The sequence below is a fragment of the Micromonospora sp. NPDC047548 genome (assembly GCF_040642975.1).
Lineage (GTDB): Bacteria > Actinomycetota > Actinomycetes > Mycobacteriales > Micromonosporaceae > Micromonospora.
The window spans coordinates 66,531-84,271 of sequence record NZ_JBEYTI010000007.1 but is presented as its reverse complement, the minus strand read 5'-3'; the positions used below and the strand labels follow the sequence as shown (position 1 = coordinate 84,271).

Below are 17,741 nucleotides of genomic sequence, written 5' to 3'. Positions count from 1 at the left end.
ATTGGCGAGCGCACGCTACATCGAGGGCTGGTCCTCGTAGGCTCGGCGCGATCCGCAGACATCGGACAGGGCGCATCGCTTCAAGGACCCGTCGGAGATCTGCCGGACAGTGACCGTCTCGCTCGGGGGATGACGGGATACGACCTTTGCTGTCCCCTCCGGCGTCTCGACCCGCTGGCCAGATACGGGGTAATTGCTGCTCTCACCATAAAGAGGATGCTCATACTTCAAGCAGCACATCAGCCGGCCGCAGGCGCCGGAGATCCGCAGCGGGTTGAGCGGCAGATCCTGGTCCTTCGCCATCCGGATGGTCACCGGCTCGAAGTCGTTGAGGAAGGTCGCGCAGCACAGGTCGCGGCCGCAGGAGCCGATGCCGCCCTGCACCCGCGCCGAGTCCCGGGCGGAGAGCTGGCGCAGCTCGACCCGGCACCGCAGGGTCGCGCCCAGGTCGCGGACCAGTGAGCGGAAGTCCACCCGGTGCGGGGCGGTGAAGTAGACGGTGGTGCGGTCGGCCGCCCCGTCGCCGTCGCCCAGGACGTGGTCCACGGCGACCACCTTCATCGGCAGCCCGTGCTCCCGGATCAGCCGCTTCGCGGCCACCTTCGCCTCGGCCTTGCGCCGGCGCAGCAGCTCGTCGCGGCGCAGGTCCTCCTCCTGGGCGAGCCCGGCCAGCTTCGGGAAGCCGTCGGTGTCCTCCGACACCCACTGCGCCGCCCAGACGCACTCGGCCACCTCGGGACCGTCGTCGGTGGGGACCAGCACCCGGTCGCCGACCTGCGGCCGCAGCTCACCGGGATCGAGGTAGTAGAGGCGCCCGTACCGGTTGAAGCTGACCGCGCAGAGCATGCCCATGTGCTCCACCCTACGACGGACATTCGGCGTCGGCCCGGCCACCCGTCGCCGGACGGTTACCCCGTGCAGCCATTTACAATCGTCGACTCGCTTGGTTGGGCCTCGCCCGGACGGCTGATTCGGGCCCGGCGGCGAGACAAACGCCCGGCGGGGGCGTTGAGTGGAGGCAGACCTGCGGGGGGTGCAGGAAATGGCCACGGCGCCGCCGCCGGGCCCGGCCCAGGCCGGGCGTGGGCAGGCGGCGCCGTGGGCCATTCACCTCTCAGCGGCCCACCCGGGTGGTGGTGTCGTAGCGGACCGGGCCAGCCGTTGGCGCCCGCCAGGTCGACTCGGTCAGGCTCGGCGACCACTGGAGCAGCAGCGTCTCCGCTCCGTCGTACGCCACGCCCAGCACCGACAGCACCCGGGTGGCGATCTCCGCCGCCGCGCCGGTGCCGGTGCCGGACTCCCCGCCCGCCGCGGTCGCGGCGAGCACGCGTACCGCCTCGGTGGAGCCGAGCACCTCGGCGAGCATCCGGGCCACCGCCAGCCGGCTGCCCTCCACCCAGTGGGCGAGCGCGTCGGCGTACCCGGCGGTCGACTCGATCCGCCCGACCAGGCTCTCCGGCCCCTCGTCGAGGTGGCGCAGCAGCGCCGAGCGGGCCTCGTCGTACGTGGACGCGGCCGGACCGGACCACAGGCCCGGATCGGTGAGGGCGGCGCACGCGTCGTCGTACCCCCCGACGAGCCGGCGCACGGCGTGCCCGGCGGTCGCCAGCGGTGCCGGCTGCAGGTCGAGGAAGGCGCGCAGCGCGTCGCCGGGCAGCACCTGCATGCGGCGCAGCAGCGGCCACAGCCGGTGCCCCTCGGGAGCGCCGGCGGCGAGCAGCTGGTCGACCCGGCGGAGCAGGTCCAGGCCGGGCTCGGCGAGCCGGTCCAGGGCGTCCATCAGTGCTCCCCGGACAGCCGCCGGCGGGCAGTGTCGTCGACGCTCGCGTAGCGGTCGGCGGCGCTGCGCACGGCGGCGGCCGCGGCGGCGAGCCGGGCGGAGGCCGCGCCGGCCTCCCGGGCCCGGTCGCCGGTGGCGGCGGTCCACTGCTGGTGCAGTGCCCGGCCGACCTCGCCGGGCCGGCCCGGGGCGTCCGCGCCGAACGCCGGGTGGGCCGGGTCGGTGGCGGTCACCGTGCGGGCGAGCACGGCCAGCGTGGCGCTCGCCTCCTCCAAGCGGGCGGCGAGGGCGCGCAGCGCGTCCATCTCAGGCCCCCGCCAGCGGCCGGTACGCCGCGAAGGTCTCGTTGTGCAGCTTCTCCCGGGCCCACTGCGCGGCGTCCGCCGCGGCGGTGACGGCGGCCCGCACCGAGGTGGCGACGTCGCGCGGGTGGCGGGCGTGCAGCGGCCCGAGGAAGCGGACGTCGGTGATCCGGCCGCCGGCGGTCACCACCACCTCGACCAGCCCGTCCGGCGAGCGGACGGTGACCTCGACCGTGTTGACCGCCTGGTCGAACTCGGACTGCAGGGACTCGATACGGCGGTAGCGCCGCACCGCCTCCTCGATCCACGCCTCGTCGATCTCGCGCGGCATCGGTTCTCCCCCCGGCCGACATTCACCCTGCGTGCCGTCACCGTCACCGTCACCACGGCACACCGGACCGTACCGCACGCCCCCGACGCGTGTCGATGCCTGTGGACGAGGGGACTATCCCTTCCAGAGGGCGAGCATCATCGCCTCGACGGCGATCCGGGGCTTGACGTTCGCCTCGATCGCCGCCCGGCACTCCAGCACGGCCTCCAGCCGCCGCAGCGCACCCTCGGCGTCCCACTTCTGCGCGCCGGCCTCGGCCATGGCGGCGGTGTCGGTGTGCACCGGGGCGACCGGGGCGCGCAGCGCCATGGTGAGCGCGTCGCGGTAGAAGCCGGCCAGGTCGACCAGGGCGCGGTCCAGCGCGTCCCGCTGGGCGCGGGTGGCCCGCGACTTCTGCCGCTTCTCCAGGTCCTTGAGCTGCCCGGCGGCGCCGCGTATGGCGCCGGCCGCGCCCCGGCCGGTGCCGCCCGCGCCGAGCGCGGTCTGCAGCGCGGCCCGCTCGGCCGCGTCGGCCTCGGCCACGGACGCCTCCGCCTCCGCCTCGGCCGCCTCGATCAGGGCGGACGCCGCGTCGAGCGCGGTGCCGACGCCGGTCAGCCGGCGCGGCACCGCCAGCACCGCGTCCCGGCGTCGCCGCGCCTCGGGGTCGCGGGCCAGCCGTCGGGCCCGCCCGACGTGCCCCTGCGCGGCCGCCGCCGCCCAGTGCGCCACGTCGGGCGCGATGCTGTCGCGGCGCACCAGCACCTCGGCCACCGCGGCGGCCGGCGGCTGCCGCAGCGGCACGACCCGGCAGCGCGACCGGATGGTCACCGACACGTCGTCCGGGTGGGTGGACGGGGCACAGAGCAGGAAGACGGTACGCGGCGGCGGTTCCTCGATCGCCTTGAGCAGCGCGTTGCCGGCAGCCTCGGTGAGCCGGTCGGCGTCCTCGATGATCACTATCTGCCAGCGCCCGCCGGACGGGGTGCTGGCCGCCCGGAGCACCAGCGCGCGCATCTCGCCGACCCCGATGGAGAGCCCCTCGGGCACCACCAGGCGCACGTCGGCGTGGGTGCCGGCCATCGTGGTGTGGCAGCCGGGGCACTCGCCGCAACCGGTGCCGTACGCGCACTGGAGCGCGGCGGCGAAGGCCCGCGCGGCCACCGACCGGCCGGAGCCGGGCGGGCCGGTGAAGATCCAGGCGTGGGTCATCCCCCCGCCCGGGTCGACCGCCGGGTTGGCCGGCGGCCCCTCAGTCTCGGCCTCCTCGGCGAACGCGTCCAGGTCGGCTCCGGTGGTGGCGGCTGGGCGGCCCGCCCCGACACCGGCCGGGTGCGCGGCGGCACGCAGCACGGCGGCGGCCGCCGCGGCGGCGCGGCGCAGGGTGCCGACCGCCTCGTCCTGGCCGACCAGGTCGGCGAAGACGTCGGGCATCAGGTCCGGTGCTCCATCGTCACCAGCTCCGCGTCGGATAACTCGGGCTGCACCGAGGTGTCCGGCCCGTGGGCGGGGCGCGGGTGCACGATGCCGGCCGGATCCACCAGGAACTCCTCGACCCGGCGGGCGACCAGGCCGGAGATCTCCTCGGCCGGCCGGGAGGCGTCCAGCACCAGGTAGCGCTTCGGGTCGTTGGCGGCGAGGTCGAGGAAGGCGTAGCGGACCCGCTCGTGGAAGGCGAGCGACTCGGCCTCCAGCCGGTCGGTGCCCTGGTTGCGGGAGGCCACCCGGGACAGGCCGGTGTGCGGGTCGACGTCGAGCAGCACCACCAGGTCGGGCTTGAGCCCGCCGGTGGCCCACGAGGAGAGCCAGGAGACCTCCTCGACCGGCAGCGTACGGCCGGCGCCCTGGTACGCCAGGGAAGAGTCGACGTACCGGTCGCTGATCACCACCGCGCCCCGGACCAGCGCCGGACGGACCACGGTGGCGACGTGGTGTGCCCGGTCGGCGGCGTAGAGCAGCGCCTCGGCGCGCGGCGAGGGCGGTTCGGCGCCGGCGTTGTCGAGCAGCATGGAGCGGATCCGCTCGCCCACCCCGGTGGCGCCCGGCTCGCGGGTGACCACCACGTCCCGGCCCTGGCCGCGCAGCCGCTCGGCGAGCCTGTCGAGCTGGGTGGACTTGCCGGCGCCCTCGCCGCCCTCGAAGACCACGAAGAGGCCGCTGGAGACGAAGTGCTCGGCGGGCATCAGGGGGCGACCCCGGATCGAGCCCCAGAGGTCGGCGAGGACCGGCACGCCCTTCTTGTCGTCCATCTGCCCGAACGCGCTGATCCCGGCGAAGATGCCGGCGGCGCCGGCGGCGAGCAGCAGCAGCCGGGTGGACGAGACGGAGATGCCGAGGTCGGCGATGGGCAGCTTGCGGGAACCGCCGACGCCGACCAGGAGGCTGCTCAGCGCGATGGCCAGGATCAGCACCAGCCGGGTGCCGATCTGCACCACCGCGAAGACCCGGCCGCGCACCTCGTCGGCGACCTCACCGCCGAGCAGCGTGGTGCCGGCGAGGAAGGCCATCCCGGCCCCGGCGCCGACCAGGATCGCGCCGAGCATGGCCATCGACAGGTGGATGGCGAAGGCGAGCACCAGCACGGAGGCGCTGGCCAGCACGATGCTCATGCCGAACCAGCGGCGGCGGGACATGTCCCGGACGACCATCGGGCCGAGCCCGATGCCGAGGGCCAGGCCGATGAAGATGGCCCCGAAGAGCATGTAGAAGGCGGCGTCGCCGGCGCCGAGCGAGGCGGCGAAGAACTTGGCCGTGCCGATCACGATGCCGCCGCCGGCGAACGCGCCGAAGATGCCGAGCACCAGGCCGCGTACCAGCGGGGTCTGCCTGATGAACTGCCAGCCCTCGGTGAACTGACGCAGCACGCTCTGCTCGGTGCGTTCCCGCTCGTCGACCCGCGCCTGGCTGATCTCCTTGATGCCGAAGGCCACCACCAGCGCGGTGGCCAGCCGGGAGAGGGAGTTGAACCAGAGGGCGAGCTGGGCCGGCTCGGCCCAGCCCGGCATCTCGCCGCCGGTCACCGCCCGGACGCTGCGGTCGAGCACCGCCAGGGCGATCGCGGCGGCCACCGGGGTCAGGCCGTACGTGGTGATCAGCGTGAGCTGGTTGGCGGTCTCCAGCCGGGCACGCGGGATCAGGTTGGGGACCGCGGCCTCCTTGGCCGGGATCCAGAGCAGGGTGAGCGTCTCGATCAGGAAGGTGGCGACCGCCGCCCAGCTGACCACCACGCCACCCCTGGCCCCGGTGAGCGCGAGCAGCGGGATCGAGGCGAAGAGCAGGAAGCGCAGCAGGTCACAGATGACCATCGTCCAGCGCCGGTCGAAGCGGTCGGCGAGCACGCCGGCCACCGGGCCGAGCACCAGCGCCGGCAGCAGCCGGACCGCGATCAGCGTGCCGAAGGCAGCACCCTTGGCGGTGCTCCCGGAGACCTGGGCGGCGGCGAAGACGGAGGTGGCGAGCAGGCCGAGCCAGTCACCGAAGGAGGCCGCGCCGAGCACGATCCACAGCCGGCGGAACGGCCGGATACGCAGCACCGAACGGATCGCGGCCGCGCCGGACCGGTCGGTCTGGGCTCCGGGCTGCGCACCGGACGACGACACGCCGGGCGACTCGCCGTTCTTCTGGCTTTCGATGGCCGTACCTCCACGTGCCGGCCCAACGCTGGGCAGTCCCGGTGGAACACTCTAGTCCCGGTGGGGGGCCTTCCCCGCCGGCGACATTCTCCTGCTCGCCGAGCCTAGGCTGCCGCGACCAGCAACCGCAGCCCGGCGGTACACGAGGGTATTTCGCGTTACTATCCCGGACAGTTAGCGTGCAACCGTGGCCATCGACAGTGACATCCTGCGCGAGCGCCTCGACCTGGCGACCGCCCACCTCGACCCGCCGTACGCCGTGGTCGACCTCACGGCCTTCGACGCCAACGCCACCGCGCTGGCCGACCGGGCGGGCGGCAAGCCGGTCCGCGCCGCCAGCAAGTCGATCCGCTGCCGGGAGCTGACCGCCCGGGTGCTGGGTCGGCCGGGCTGGGCCGGCGTGCTGGCGTTCACCCTGTCCGAGGCGATCTGGCTGGTCCGCGCCGGGGTGATCGACGACGCGCTGGTCGCGTATCCGACAGCGGAGCGGGCGGCGCTCGCCGAGCTGGCCGCCGACCCCGCGCTGGCCGCGGCGGTCACCCTGATGGTCGACGGCACCGAACAGCTCGACCTGGTCGACGCCGTCCGCGCTCCCGGCAGCCGGCCGGAGCTGCGGGTCTGCCTCGACCTGGACGCCTCCTGGCGACCGCTGGGCGGGCGGGTCCACGTCGGGGTGCGCCGCTCACCCGTGCACAGCGCCCGGGCCGCCGGCGCGCTCGCCGCCGCCATCGCCGCCCGGCCAGGCTTCCGGCTGGTCGGGCTGATGGCGTACGAGGCGCAGATTGCCGGCCTCGGCGACGCGCCACCGGGACGGGCGGTGCTGGGCGCCGCGATCCGGGTGGCGCAGCGCGGGTCGTACCGGGAACTGCTGGCCCGCCGGGGCGCGGCGGTCGCGGCGGTACGCGAACACGCCGACCTGGAGTTCGTCAACGGCGGCGGCACCGGCAGCGTGGCCGCCACCAGCGCCGATCCCGCGGTCACCGAGGTCACCGCGGGATCAGGCCTGTACGGGCCGACGCTCTTTGACGCGTACCGTGCCTGGCGGCCGACCCCGGCGGCGTTCTTCGCCTGCGCGGTGGTCCGCCGGCCGGCGCCCGGACTGGCCACCGTGCTCGGTGGCGGCTGGATCGCCTCCGGCCCGGCCGAGCGGAGCAGGCTGCCCCGGCCCTGGCTGCCGGCCGGCCTGACGCTGGTCGGCACGGAGGGGGCCGGTGAGGTGCAGACCCCGCTGGCCGGCGCGGCGGCGGCCGGGCTGCGGGTCGGCGACCGGGTCTGGTTCCGGCACGCCAAGGCGGGCGAGCTCTGCGAGCACGTCAACGAGCTGCACCTGGTCTCCGGTGACGAGGTGGTGGCCACCGTCCCCACCTACCGCGGCGAGGGGCACGCCTTCCTCTGACCGGGGCCGCCCGGCCCGGCTGTCAGCCGGGCTGGACGGGTTCAGCCGCGTCCACCTGGCGGTGCAGGTACTCGCGGACCAGGGCCTTGGCCTCGGCGAGGACCCGCTCGTCGCCCTCGGGCCGACGGTGGAACGCCAGCTTGATCAGGGCGTCCGCGGCCTCGACCGCGATCTCCAGGCAGAACCGCAGCCGCGGCTCGTCGGTCATGCCGAACCGCTCGGTCAGCACCCGGGCCAACTGGTCGGCGATCACGCCGTTGTTGTCCCGCTGCTCATCGAGCAGGTGCAGGTCGACCACGTCGCCGAAGTGCAGGGTACGGAACCCCGGAACGATGCGGTGCATCGTGATGTACTCGTCGATCCCCGCGTCGACACCGTCCCACCAGTGGGTCAGGTCGTCCGAGGCGCACCGCTCGTCGAGTCGCTGCAGGTAGGACTCCATCGTGCGCAGGGTCAGCGCCTGCACGATCGCCCGCTTGTCCGGAAAGAACTGGTAGACCGACCCGATCGCCACATCGGCGCGCTCGGCGAGCAGCGTGGTGGTCAGCCCTTCGTACCCCACTTCGTCGACGAGTTCGGCACAGGCATCCAACATCCGCTGGACCCGCGCGACACTTCGACCCTGCACCGGAACGCGGCGCAGCGGCCCGGTCGTGGCGGCTGGTGTGGACACTCGGCGCCACCCCCCTTCGACGGAAGAAACATATCCACATGTCACGAATCCGTGACTACCGGTACAACGAGCGGACCTCGATTGCGGTATTTACCAGGGACAACGTTCCTGATATGAAGTCAGTTCACATTCATGTCGAGGAGCGCCGATGGCCGGTACCGCCACCACATGGTCCAACTGGGCCGGCAACCAGCACAGCATCGCCACCGCCATCCTGCGCCCCACCACGCTCGACGGCGTCACCGAGGCCGTCCGGGACGCCGCCGCCGCGGGCGAACGGATCCGGGTGGTCGGCAGCGGCCACTCCTTCACTCCGATCGCCGTCACCGACGGGCGACGGATCGAACTGACCACACTGGAGACCGATGTCCGGGTGGACCGCGACGACCGCCTCGTCACCGTGCCCGCCGGGATGACCCTGCGCGCGCTCAACGCGCTGCTCGCCACGCACGGGCTGGCGCTGCCGAACCTGGGCGACATCGACGCCCAGACGGTCGCCGGCGCGATCTCCACCGGGACCCACGGCACCGGAGCCCGGTACGGCTGCCTGTCCACCTTCGTCGCCGCGCTGACCCTGGTCACCGGCACCGGCGAGGTGCTGCGCTGCTCCGCCGACGAGCGGCCGGACGTCTTCGCCGCCGCCCGGGTGGGGCTGGGCGCGCTCGGCGTGCTGGTCGAGGTGACCCTGCGCTGCGTCGACGCCTTCGTGCTGCGGGCCCACGAGCGCCCGGCCCCGCTGGACTCCGTGCTCGCCGAACTGCCGACGCTGGTCGACACCCACGACCACGCCGAGTTCTACTGGTTCCCCTACACCACGCGGGTGCAGGTCAAGACCAACGACCGGGTGCCCGCCGACGACCGCCCGCTGCCCCGGTGGCGGGGCTGGCTGGACGACGACTTCCTCGCCAACACCGTCTTCGCCGGGGCCTGCCGGCTGGGCCGCGCCGTGCCGGCGCTGGCCCCGGCCATCAGCGCGGTCTCCGCCCGGGCGCTCACCGAACGCACCTACACCGGCCGCTCCGACACGGTCTTCTGCACCCCGCGCCGGGTCCGCTTCATGGAGATGGAGTACGCCCTGCCGCGCGCCGCCCTGCCGTCCGCGCTCGACGCGCTCCGGCGGATCGTCGACGGGCTGCCGTTCAAGGTGCTCTTCCCGGTCGAGGTGCGGTTCACCGCCGCCGACGACATCTGGCTGTCGCACGGGTACGGCCGGGAGTCCGCGTACGTGGCGATCCACCAGTACGTCGGCATGCCGTACGAGCCGTACTTCCGGGCCTTCGAGGAGGTGGCGACCGACCTCGGCGGCCGACCTCACTGGGGCAAGCTACACAACCGGGACGCGGCGTCACTCGCCCCCGCGTACCCCCGCTTCGGCGACTTCCTGGCGGTCCGCGACCGGCTGGACCCCGACCGTCTCTTCACCAACCCCCACCTGGACCGCGTCCTCGGCTGAATGCCCCGACGCGCTCGACGGCTTCCGGTCCGACTGACCCCGTGGTGCCTTGGTCGGGTCCTCTGGAGCTGATGACGCAGACGACTCACCCTCGGCCGGTGGGACACCGTCGCCGCGACGCCCCCTCACCGGGGCCGCGCGCCGCAGCGCCTGACTCGTCTACGACATCAGCTCTACAGGGCCGCGACACCCGGGCACGAGCACAGGGCCGCGACACCCGGGCCGTGACAGCAGCCCGGGGTCGGGCGTCACTCCGTGGGGCTGGCCGCCTTCTTCGGGGCGGCCTTCTTCGCCGGGGCCTTCTTCGCCGCCGTCGCCTTGGCGGTGGTGGCCTTCTTGGCCGCGGTGGACTTGGCTGCGGCGGTCTTCTTCGCCGCCGTCGCCTTCTTCGCCGGGGCCTTCTTGGCGGCCGCCTTCTTCGGCGCCGGGCCCTTGGCCCGCTTCTCGGCCAGCATCTCGGAGGCCTGCTCGATGGTCAGCTCGTCCGGGGTCTGGCCCCGGCGCAGCGACGCGTTGACCTCGCCGTCGGTCACATACGGCCCGAACCGGCCGTCCTTGATGATCAGCGGCTTCTCGGTCAGCGGGTCGACGCCCATCTCCCGCAGCGGCGGCGCGGCGGCACGACGCTGGCGGGCCTTCGGGGCGGCCAGCAGCGCGAGCGCCTCGTCCAGCGTGACGGTGAACATCTTGTCTTCCGAGTCCAGCGAGCGGAACTCGTCACCACGCTTGACGTACGGGCCGTAGCGGCCATTGCTGGCGAAGACCTCGACGCCGTCGGGGGCCAGCCCGATCAGGCGGGGCAGGCTGAGCAGCTTCAACGCCTCGTCGAAGGTGAGCGAGTCTGGCGTCTGCGAGCGCAGCAGCGAGGACTTCCGCTCGCCGCTGGCCACGTACGGGCCGAAACGGCCGGACTTGAGCAGGATCGGTTCGCCCGTGGCCGGGTCGTCGCCGAGCTTGCGCTCGCCCCCGCCGCCCAGGAAGAGCTCGTGCACCTTTTCCGGGGTCAGCTCGTCGGGCGCCAGCCCCTCGGGAATCGGTGCCCGGTCGCCCGGGGCGCCGCCCTCCTCGCCCTCCGCCTTCGGCGCGGGCTGCTCGCCCGGCACCGCCCGCTGGAGGTACGGCCCGAACCGGCCGACCCGGACGACGACCTCACGGCCCTCGTCGTCGGTGAAGAGTGGAATCGAGTTGACGCTGCGCGCGTCGATCTCGCTGAGGTTCTCGGTGACCAGCTTCTTCAGCCCGCCGGCGTGGGCGATGGCCTGGTCGCCGGTGCCGTTGGCGCTGCCGAAGTAGAAGGAGGTGAGGAAGTCGACCGCCGCGTGGTCACCACCGGCGATCTCGTCCAGCTCGTTCTCCATGCTGGCGGTGAAGTCGTAGTCGATCAGGCGCGGGTAGTGCCGCTCCATCAGCCCGATCACCGCGAACGCCAGGAAGGACGGGATCATCGCCTGGCCGCGCTTGACCACGTACCCGCGGTCCTGGATGGTCTGCATGATCGACGCGTACGTCGACGGGCGGCCGATGCCCAGCTCTTCGAGGGCCTTGACCAGGGACGCCTCGGTGTAGCGCGACGGCGGCTGGGTGTGGTGGCCCTGCGCGGCCAGCTCGTCGGCGGTCAGCGGCTGGTCCTTGACCAGGGTGGGCAGGCGCCGCTCGGCGTCCTCGGCCTCGGCGTTCTCGTCGTCGCTCGACTCGACGTACGCCCGCAGGAAGCCCGGGTCGGTGATGGTCTTGCCGGTCGCGCCGAAGTCCGCCTCCTCCTGGGCGGAGGAGACCGCGCGGATGCGCACCGAGACGCTGGAGCCGACCGCGTCGGTCATCTGCGAGGCGATGGTGCGCCGCCAGATCAGCTCGTAGAGCTTGAACTCCTCGGCCGAGAGCTCCTTGGCCACCTCGCCCGGGGTGCGGAAGTTGTCCCCCGCCGGGCGGATCGCCTCGTGTGCCTCCTGCGCGTTCTTCACCTTGCCGGTATAGCGGCGCGGCTCCGGCGGCACGCTGCGCTCGCCGTACAGCTCGACGATCTGCCGACGGGCCGCCGAGATGGCGGTCTCCGACAGGTTCACCGAGTCGGTACGCATGTAGGTGATGTAGCCGTTCTCGTAGAGGCGCTGCGCGGTGCGCATCGTCTGCTGCGACGATAACCGCAGCTTGCGGGCCGCCTCCTGCTGGAGGGTGGAGGTGATGAACGGCGCGTACGGGCGGCGGCGGTAGGGCTTCTCCTCGACCCGGGTGACGGTGAACGGCCGCCCCTCCAGCCGGGCCGCCAGGCCCCGGGCACCACCGGAGTCCAGGTGCACCACACCGGCGCCGGCCCTGACCCGACCCGTGGTGGGCTCGAAGTCCTTGCCGGTGGCGATCCGGTCGCCGTTCAGCGCGACCAGGGTGGCGTTGAAGGTGCGCGGGCCCTCGCCGGCGTTCGCCACCGCCAGGGTGGCCAGGATGTCCCAGTACTCGGCGGTGCGGAACGCCATCCGCTGGCGCTCCCGCTCGACCACGATCCGGGTCGCCACGGACTGCACCCGGCCCGCCGAGAGCTTCGGCATGACCTTCTTCCACAGCACCGGGGAGACCTCGTAGCCGTACAGCCGGTCGAGGATGCGGCGCGCCTCCTGGGCATCGACCAGGTCGCGGTCGATCTCGCGCGGGTTGGCCACCGCCGCCTGGATCGCCGGCTTGGTGATCTCGTGGAAGACCATCCGCTTGACCGGCACCTTGGGCTTGAGCGTCTCCACCAGGTGCCAGGCGATCGCCTCGCCCTCGCGGTCCTCGTCCGTCGCCAGGAAGATCTCGTCGACCTCCTTGGCCAGCTTCACCAGCTTGCTGATCTGCTGCTTCCGGTCGGCGGAGACCACGTAGAGGGCGTGGAAGCCGTTGTCGACGTCCACCCCGAGCCGGGCCCACGGCTCACCCTTGTACTTGGCCGGCACGTCGGCGGCGTTGCGCGGGAGGTCCCGGACGTGGCCGAAGCTGGCCTCCACGACGTATCCCGGGCCGAGGTAGCCCGAGATCGTCTTGGCCTTCGCCGGTGACTCGACGATGACCAGACGGGTGGTTCCAGCGTTGCTCGGCACGTCTCTCCCCGACCTCACTCCTGCTCCATGCCCGATTCCCGGCCGTGTTGCACCCCACCCGACCACCGCCGGTCCGGATGTCCAACGTAACGCGCCGCCGGGGTTTCGGGTTTCGCGGGCGGCAAACTGCGTCCGCGCGGCGTGCGCCACCGGCGCCGCGGGGCTCCACGGGCCGGACGGCGCCACCGTACACCGTGGGTAGGGCACAAGGCGGGCCACTGTGATGATGGCGGGCCCTCGGCCGAGGGCCACCGGGCCGTTCTACCGGGCGAGCCGCCGCCCGGCTGTCCCCGATCGGACACCTCGGCGCCGCGCCCACCGGCCGGGGCGCGGGGCCTGCTTGCGCCCACGGGCGGGGTCAGGGCGGGCGGGCCGTCAGGCGGGCAGCGCAGGCCAGTCGGCCGGGGGCGCGGCCTGCGGGCGGTCACCGACCAGCTCGGCCAGCCGGGTCAGCCGGCGCCGCCCGGTGATCCGGTACGCCGGGCCGCCCTCGCCCGCGTCGAGCAGGGCCGCCGGCAGCCCCACCGCGGCCAGCGCCGCCCGCACCACCGGCCACCACTCCTGGTCACCATCTCCGAGCCGGAGCAGGAAGCCCGCCGGGTCGGCGGCGCCGGCGGCGGCCAGCCAGAGCCGCAGCCGCCGCCCGTTGAGGTGGAAGCCCTCGGGCGGGCGCTTGCGGCCGGCGTCGGCCAGCCAGGCCGCGGCCAGCGGGGCCAGCGTCCGCGTGTACGAGGTGCGCACGGCGTACCGCTGATCTTCGGTCGCCTCCCAGCTCGCGGCGAGCCCGCGCAGCGCCAGCTCGGCGACGAGCACGTGCACCCGCCAGGCGGCGTCGACCACGATCGACAGCCGGGCGGTACGGCCCATCCGGACCACGCCACCGGGGCCGGCGAGCAGGCCGGCCAGGTCGGCGACGGACGGGTCCGCCGCCTCGGTGCCGAACAGCGAAAGCTGGCGCACCGGTTCGGGGGGTGAGTCGGGAGGGGTCAGCGACACTCCGGGACCTCTGCGAAGGCCTGTTTGAGCTCTTGTGAGTTGAGCCGGCTGGCGTCCAGCGCGCTCGCGTCGTACTCCTTCGTGAGCGTCTCGACCGTGGCCCGGACGCCGTCGTAGAAGACGGTGGGTGCGCCGGTGCCGAGCCCGTCGATGGTGTCGCGGGCCCGGCCGTACGCGTCCCGGACCTTCTCCAGGGTGGTCCGGAACCCCCGCGAGACCTCCTCGCCGTGCTCGGTCTCGGGAACGCCGGCGTCGGCGACCTTGCGCCGGGCGGTCTCGCTTGCCTCCTCCGCGCCGGCGAAGAGCCGCACCAGGTTCTCCTTCGCCTGCGCCGGGGTGGTCTGCGCGGTCATCTGCTGGTCGGTGCTGCTGGTCAGCTTGCTGATCTCGGCCCGCCAGGGGGTGAGCGCCTCGCAGACCGAGGCGGCCCAGGCGCGCGGACTGGGCCCGCCCCCGCAGCCGGCGACGGCGAGCACGAGCGTGGCCAGGACCACCGTGAGCTTTCCGGCGGCTGTCGCCCGGCACGTACGCATGCGTTGCAGCGTACGGCCTCCGCACGGATGCGCCACCGCTCAGGTTTGCCGCTGCGGGCGCGACGGACGGGCTCCCGGCCGGCGGTGGGCCGACCGGGAACCCGCGGTGCCGTCGGTCAGGCGCTGACCGTCTCCGCCCGCTCGGGGCTACCCGCACCGGAGTCGCCGTCGGAGGAGTCCATCGCCACGCCCTTGCGCTTGCTGAACACCACCGCGGCCACCACGATCAGAGTCGCGACCAGCGCGATCGCCACCCGCAGCGGGGTGTTGCGGTCGGTGCCCACGCTCCAGGCCACCACGGCCGGCGCGATCAGCAGCGAGACCAGGTTCATCACCTTGATCAGCGGGTTGATCGCCGGGCCGGCGGTGTCCTTGAACGGGTCGCCGACGGTGTCGCCGATGACCGTCGCGGAGTGCGACTCGGAACCCTTGCCGCCGTACGCGCCGTCCTCGACCAGCTTCTTGGCGTTGTCCCAGGCGCCACCGGAGTTGGCCAGGAAGACCGCCATCAGCGTGCCGGCCCCGATCGCGCCGGCCAGGTACGACGCCAGCGCGCCCGGACCGAGGCCGAAGCCGACCGCGATCGGCGCGAGGATGGCCAGCAGACCGGGGGTCATCAGCTCGCGCTGCGCGTCCCGGGTGCAGATGTCGACCACCTTGCCGTACTCGGGGCGCTGGGTGCGGTCCATGATGCCGGGCAGCTCGCGGAACTGCCGGCGGACCTCCATCACCACGGCGCCGGCCGAGCGGGACACCGCGTTGATGGCCAGCCCGGAGAAGAGGAAGACCACCGCCGCGCCGATGATCAGGCCGACCAGGTTGCGCGGGTTGGCCACGTTCAGCGCGTTGAGGATCTCGGTCCCGACGTCCCCGACCCCGGCGTCGGAGTACGAGGTGCGCAGGGTGTCGGTGTACGAGCCGAACAGCGCGGTGGCGGCGAGCACCGCGGTGGCGATCGCGATGCCCTTGGTGATCGCCTTGGTGGTGTTGCCGACCGCGTCCAGCTCGGTGAGGATCCGGGCGCCGTTCTCGTCGATGTCGCCGGACATCTCGGCGACGCCCTGGGCGTTGTCGGAGATCGGGCCGAAGGTGTCCATCGCGACGATCACGCCGACGGTGGTGAGCAGGCCGGTGCCGGCCAGCGCGACCGCGAAGAGCGAGAGCGTGATGGAGCTGCCACCGAGCAGGAACGCGCCGAAGACGCCGGCGCCGATCAGCAGCGCCGAGTAGACCGCCGACTCCAGGCCGATGCTGATGCCCGCGAGGATGACGGTGGCCGCGCCGGTCTGCGAACTCTTGCCGATGTCCTGCACCGGGCGCCGGTTGGTCTCGGTGAAGTAGCCGGTCAGCGCCTGGATGGCGGCGGCCAGCACGATGCCGATCACGACCGCGCCGATGGCCACCAGCCGGGGATTCTGGTCGACGCCGGTGAGGCCGCCCTCCAACTCGCCGAAGGTGGCCGGCAGGTAGGCGTAGGCGGCGACCGCCACCAGCACCGCGGAGATCACCGCGGAGAGGTAGAAGGCCCGGTTGATGGCGGTCAGGCCGTTGCGGTCGGACGTGCGCAGCCGGGTGATGAAGACACCGACGATGGCGACCAGCACCCCGATGGTGGAGATGATCAACGGGAAGACCAGCCCGTCCCCGCCGAACGCGGCCCGGCCGAGGATCAGCGCGGCGACCAGGGTGACCGCGTACGACTCGAACAGGTCGGCGGCCATGCCGGCGCAGTCGCCGACGTTGTCACCCACGTTGTCGGCGATGGTGGCGGCGTTGCGCGGATCGTCCTCGGGGATGCCCTGCTCGACCTTGCCGACCAGGTCGGCGCCGACGTCGGCGGCCTTGGTGAAGATGCCGCCGCCGACCCGCATGAACATGGCCAGCAGGGCGGCGCCGAAGCCGAAGCCCTCCAGCACGGTGGGGGCGTCGCCCTTGTAGATGAGGACGACCATCGCGGCGCCGAAGAGGCCGAGGCCGACGGTGAGGAAGCCGACCACGCCACCGGTCCGGAAGGCGATCTTCATGGCGGCCTCGCGGCCGCCCTGGGCCTCGCGGGCGGCGGCGGCGACCCGCAGGTTGGCGCGGGTGGCCAGCCACATGCCGGCGCCGCCGATGGACGCGCTGAACAGGGCCCCCACCACGAAGAACGCCGACCGGCCGAGCTTCACCGCGAGCTGGCTGCCGTCGGTGTCGTGCACCGGCAGCAGGAACAGCAGCACGACGGCGACGACGACGAAGATCGCCAGCGTCCTGAACTGCCGGAGCAGGTACGCCGAGGCGCCCTCCTGCACCGCTCCGGAGATCTCCTGCATGTTGGTGGTGCCCTTACCGGCTGCCAGCACGGCCTTGGTCAAGGCGGCGGCGAAGACGAGTGCCACCAGCGCGATCACCGCGGCGATGACGACGTACGTCAGGTTTCCTCCGGAAAGGGACAGCGCGCCGCCTTCGGCGGTCAAGGTCCCGGACATCTATGTCCTCCTGTACCGAACACTGTCGCGCCGGCCAGCGGACGTACTGACCCGACGCCTGGATGCGGTTGCGCAAGCGCCCCAACCCACCCCACCGGACCAGCGATGAACGCACATACCCGCTGGTTGCGGGAAGGATCACTTGCTGACAACCCCGGTACTGTAGCCCCGCCGAGTGTCGGAGGTCACATCTGGGGGACACCGTGTCTGGATGATCTTCGTAACTGTGTTAGGAGGAAGAATCTGATATAGGAGCCCATCAGCACGTCGAGGCCGCGACCCACGCGGGGTCACGGCCTCGACGGCGGAAAGTAAGGTCAGCGGCCGATCGGCCACACCATCCGGACCTCGGTCCCGACCCCCTCGTCGACCGGGCGGACCTGCAGGTCCTCCACGAAGCCGGCGAGCAGGGCGAAGCCGACGCCCGTGGTCAACGCCTCGTCGGTGAGCGACTCGTTGGCCAGGTCGTCGGCGTTCAGCGCGGCCAGCCCGATGCCGGCCTCGATCGGCGCGCGGTCCACCACCCGCACCGAGTACGCCCCGGAGTCGGACATCTCCACCAGCACCGGGTCGGGCAGCCCGTACTGCTGGTGCAGGGCGACCGCGCGGGTGCACGCCTCACCGATGGCCAGGCGGACCTCGTCGAGCAGGTTCTCGCGTACCCCGGCCCGGCGGGCCACCGCCACCCCGACCAGGCGGGCGGTGCGCACGTGCACCGGAGCCGGCGAGAAGGAGAGCCGGACCGTCGCCATCACGCGCCGGCGCCGGTGGGATCCGCCGCGATCGCCGCCTCGACCGTGGGGTGCAGCGGGAACACCTGGTCCAGCGCGGTGATCCGGAAGATCTTGAGCAGTGGCTCCTTGTCGGAGACCAGGGCGAAGGAGCCACCGGCCGAGCGGAGCCGCTTGAGGGCGCCGACCAGCACACCCAGGCCGGTCGAGTCGAGGAAGTCCACCCGGCCGAGGTCGACGACCACCCGTCGGGCGCCACCGTCGATCAGATCGAGGAGCCGTTCGCGCAGTCGGGGGGCGGTGTAGACGTCCACCTCACCGCCGACCTCGAGCACCGTGTGCTCCCCCACGGTGCGGGTCGCCAGCGACAGCTCCATCAGCCCCTCCTCGCAAGAG

Annotated in this window: 15 protein-coding genes; 2 read left to right on the top strand and 13 right to left on the bottom strand. The window is 73.1% G+C overall.

Annotated elements, in window-relative coordinates:
• Positions 1-15: 15 nt before the first annotated feature.
• The 6 genes from ricT to tmk form a co-directional block, all read right to left on the bottom strand.
• Positions 16-852, bottom strand: a complete 837-nt coding sequence (gene ricT / locus ABZ807_RS10010) for a regulatory iron-sulfur-containing complex subunit RicT (RefSeq protein ID WP_357154918.1) — start codon at positions 850-852, stop codon at positions 16-18.
• A gap of 262 nt (positions 853-1,114) precedes the next feature.
• Positions 1,115-1,780: a hypothetical protein gene (locus tag ABZ807_RS10005; RefSeq protein ID WP_357154916.1), complete on the bottom strand. Its 666-nt coding sequence runs from the start codon at positions 1,778-1,780 to the stop codon at positions 1,115-1,117.
• Positions 1,780-2,085 carry a hypothetical protein gene (locus ABZ807_RS10000; RefSeq protein WP_357154914.1) on the bottom strand — a complete coding sequence of 102 codons (306 nt, stop codon included), beginning with the start codon at positions 2,083-2,085 and terminating at the stop codon, positions 1,780-1,782. The genes ABZ807_RS10005 and ABZ807_RS10000 overlap by 1 nt, the downstream gene beginning before the upstream one ends.
• Before the next feature lies 1 nt (position 2,086).
• A complete protein-coding gene (locus ABZ807_RS09995) occupies positions 2,087-2,413 on the bottom strand; it encodes a YbaB/EbfC family nucleoid-associated protein (RefSeq protein WP_357154912.1) in 327 nt (108 codons plus the stop codon).
• 114 nt (positions 2,414-2,527) lie between these two features.
• Positions 2,528-3,826: a DNA polymerase III subunit delta' gene (locus tag ABZ807_RS09990; protein WP_357154910.1), complete on the bottom strand. Its 1,299-nt coding sequence runs from the start codon at positions 3,824-3,826 to the stop codon at positions 2,528-2,530.
• The gene (tmk, locus tag ABZ807_RS09985; protein ID WP_357155231.1) at positions 3,826-5,925 is read right to left on the bottom strand and encodes a dTMP kinase; all 2,100 of its coding nucleotides are present in this window, start codon (positions 5,923-5,925) and stop codon (positions 3,826-3,828) included. Before tmk ends, ABZ807_RS09990 begins: the two co-directional genes overlap by 1 nt.
• A gap of 286 nt (positions 5,926-6,211) precedes the next feature.
• Between tmk and ABZ807_RS09980 the strand changes: the two genes are divergently transcribed.
• The gene (locus ABZ807_RS09980) at positions 6,212-7,420 is read left to right on the top strand and encodes an amino acid deaminase/aldolase (protein ID WP_357154908.1); all 1,209 of its coding nucleotides are present in this window, start codon (positions 6,212-6,214) and stop codon (positions 7,418-7,420) included.
• 22 nt (positions 7,421-7,442) lie between these two features.
• Here ABZ807_RS09980 and ABZ807_RS09975 read toward each other — a convergent pair whose 3' ends face one another.
• Entirely contained in the window at positions 7,443-8,015 is a 573-nt protein-coding gene (locus ABZ807_RS09975; RefSeq protein WP_357155229.1) for a TetR/AcrR family transcriptional regulator, read from the bottom strand.
• A 226-nt stretch (positions 8,016-8,241) separates the two neighbouring features.
• On the opposite strand from ABZ807_RS09975, the gene ABZ807_RS09970 reads away from it, so the two are divergent.
• On the top strand, positions 8,242-9,546 hold the full coding sequence (locus tag ABZ807_RS09970) for a D-arabinono-1,4-lactone oxidase (protein ID WP_357154906.1): 1,305 nt from the start codon (positions 8,242-8,244) through the stop codon (positions 9,544-9,546).
• Between the two features lie 248 nt (positions 9,547-9,794).
• Here the strand turns inward: ABZ807_RS09970 and topA are convergent, their stop codons facing one another.
• The 6 genes from topA to ABZ807_RS09940 all read right to left on the bottom strand — a co-directional run bounded on the left by topA (position 9,795) and on the right by ABZ807_RS09940 (position 17,722).
• The gene (topA, locus tag ABZ807_RS09965; RefSeq protein ID WP_357154904.1) at positions 9,795-12,617 is read right to left on the bottom strand and encodes a type I DNA topoisomerase; all 2,823 of its coding nucleotides are present in this window, start codon (positions 12,615-12,617) and stop codon (positions 9,795-9,797) included.
• A gap of 375 nt (positions 12,618-12,992) precedes the next feature.
• Positions 12,993-13,613 carry a hypothetical protein gene (locus tag ABZ807_RS09960; RefSeq protein ID WP_357154902.1) on the bottom strand — a complete coding sequence of 207 codons (621 nt, stop codon included), beginning with the start codon at positions 13,611-13,613 and terminating at the stop codon, positions 12,993-12,995.
• Positions 13,604-14,146, bottom strand: a complete 543-nt coding sequence (locus tag ABZ807_RS09955) for a hypothetical protein (protein WP_357154900.1) — start codon at positions 14,144-14,146, stop codon at positions 13,604-13,606. The genes ABZ807_RS09960 and ABZ807_RS09955 overlap by 10 nt, the downstream gene beginning before the upstream one ends.
• Positions 14,147-14,262: 116 nt before the next feature.
• Positions 14,263-16,614: a sodium-translocating pyrophosphatase gene (locus tag ABZ807_RS09950; protein ID WP_357154898.1), complete on the bottom strand. Its 2,352-nt coding sequence runs from the start codon at positions 16,612-16,614 to the stop codon at positions 14,263-14,265.
• A gap of 317 nt (positions 16,615-16,931) precedes the next feature.
• Positions 16,932-17,369: an ATP-binding protein gene (locus tag ABZ807_RS09945; RefSeq protein ID WP_357154896.1), complete on the bottom strand. Its 438-nt coding sequence runs from the start codon at positions 17,367-17,369 to the stop codon at positions 16,932-16,934.
• The gene (locus ABZ807_RS09940) at positions 17,366-17,722 is read right to left on the bottom strand and encodes an STAS domain-containing protein (RefSeq protein ID WP_357154894.1); all 357 of its coding nucleotides are present in this window, start codon (positions 17,720-17,722) and stop codon (positions 17,366-17,368) included. Before ABZ807_RS09940 ends, ABZ807_RS09945 begins: the two co-directional genes overlap by 4 nt.
• Between the last annotated feature and the right edge of the window lie 19 nt (positions 17,723-17,741).

Bases quoted from the DNA above. Each gene is read 5' to 3' on its own strand.
- ricT (WP_357154918.1), bottom strand. From the start codon at position 852: ATGGGCATGCTCTGCGCGGTCAGCTTCAACCGGTACGGGCGCCTCTAC.
- ABZ807_RS09955 (WP_357154900.1), bottom strand. From the start codon at position 14,146: ATGCGTACGTGCCGGGCGACAGCCGCCGGAAAGCTCACGGTGGTCCTG.
- ABZ807_RS10000 (WP_357154914.1), bottom strand. From the start codon at position 2,085: ATGGACGCGCTGCGCGCCCTCGCCGCCCGCTTGGAGGAGGCGAGCGCC.
- ABZ807_RS09940 (WP_357154894.1), bottom strand. From the start codon at position 17,722: ATGGAGCTGTCGCTGGCGACCCGCACCGTGGGGGAGCACACGGTGCTC.
- ABZ807_RS09995 (WP_357154912.1), bottom strand. From the start codon at position 2,413: ATGCCGCGCGAGATCGACGAGGCGTGGATCGAGGAGGCGGTGCGGCGC.
- ABZ807_RS09975 (WP_357155229.1), bottom strand. From the start codon at position 8,015: ATGTTGGATGCCTGTGCCGAACTCGTCGACGAAGTGGGGTACGAAGGG.
- ABZ807_RS10005 (WP_357154916.1), bottom strand. From the start codon at position 1,780: ATGGACGCCCTGGACCGGCTCGCCGAGCCCGGCCTGGACCTGCTCCGC.
- ABZ807_RS09990 (WP_357154910.1), bottom strand. From the start codon at position 3,826: ATGCCCGACGTCTTCGCCGACCTGGTCGGCCAGGACGAGGCGGTCGGC.
- ABZ807_RS09950 (WP_357154898.1), bottom strand. From the start codon at position 16,614: ATGTCCGGGACCTTGACCGCCGAAGGCGGCGCGCTGTCCCTTTCCGGA.
- ABZ807_RS09970 (WP_357154906.1), top strand. From the start codon at position 8,242: ATGGCCGGTACCGCCACCACATGGTCCAACTGGGCCGGCAACCAGCAC.